Here is a 999-nt window from a genome sequence, read left to right on the forward strand (position 1 = left end):
TGCGCCAACGGCCAGCCCGACCTCTAGCGAAAGCATGGACGTCGCGGCTGATACGAGCTTTCTTATTCTTGAGAATTCCTGATCGGGTGTCATAGGGGCCTAACACCTGAGTTAAGCCGCGCCGCGAAGCGGCGTCGGCTTGGACGAATTGTTAGCCGCCAGCCGGCCGGTAGTTTTGGAATTCCCACATGAGGTACTGACCCAAAGCGGCGGCCACCTCTTGCCACGAGGGCGCCGCACACTGAGCGAGAAGGCGCTCCACTGCGCGTTCCACTGCAGCCCATGAAAATTCTGGGACGACCAGGAGCGCTTTGCCCCAACCAGTGAAGCCCTCCTTTTCGAGGCCAGCAGGAGTGCCGACCATGAATTGGAAGTAGTCGCCCGCGTCCCCGCCCGCCGGCCCAATTCGCGCGGTTACCGCGACGAGGCAGCAGCTCGGATCCGGCGGCAACTCGACGAAGTCGGCGCTGTCGAGACCCAAGAGGCGAGGAAAAATCATGGCGGCTAACACCTGAGTTAAGCCGCGCCGCGAAGCGGCGTCGGCTTGGACGAATTGTTAGGCCCTTCCTTGGACGCCAACCAGGCGACGAGCACTGGCTGGAGTTCTCGGACGCCCGGGAATGCGCGCCATAACCCGGCACGCTCGAGTTCACCTCGGGTGGGGCCGTTGACGATGAATTGGCCGCGGTCACGCGCAACTGTAAATATTTGTCCGCGGCGTTGAAACGTGACCTCGAAATTTTCGAAGGCCTCCGGCCGGCGCGAAGAGGTCGGCACGACGCCGAGCTCGCTGAGGGCGCTCGGAAGCTCGCGAAGGGCAAGCTTTATCGGGGTAGGTAGCGACGCGCTCACTTGAACGGCCTAACACCTGAGTTAAGCCGCGCCGCGAAGCGGCGTCGGCTTGGACGAATTGTTAGCTGCCAGCCGAGCTTCGTGCTTTTCGCCGAGACGCCAGCTTAGCCAGACCAGCCAGGCAATAGACAGGCCCCAAGCAGCGAA

1 protein-coding gene is annotated in these 999 nt (G+C 62.3%); it reads right to left on the reverse strand.

The window, feature by feature from the left end; all coding sequences use genetic code 11:
* Positions 1-151 precede the first annotated feature (151 nt).
* Positions 152-499 (reverse strand): Imm8 family immunity protein, encoded by a 348-nt coding sequence (locus EVS83_RS15330; protein WP_133502047.1) that lies wholly within the window; start codon positions 497-499, stop codon positions 152-154.
* Positions 500-999 lie beyond the last annotated feature (500 nt).

The organism is Cognatilysobacter terrigena (assembly GCF_004361065.1).
Classification (GTDB): domain Bacteria; phylum Pseudomonadota; class Gammaproteobacteria; order Xanthomonadales; family Xanthomonadaceae; genus Cognatilysobacter; species Cognatilysobacter terrigena.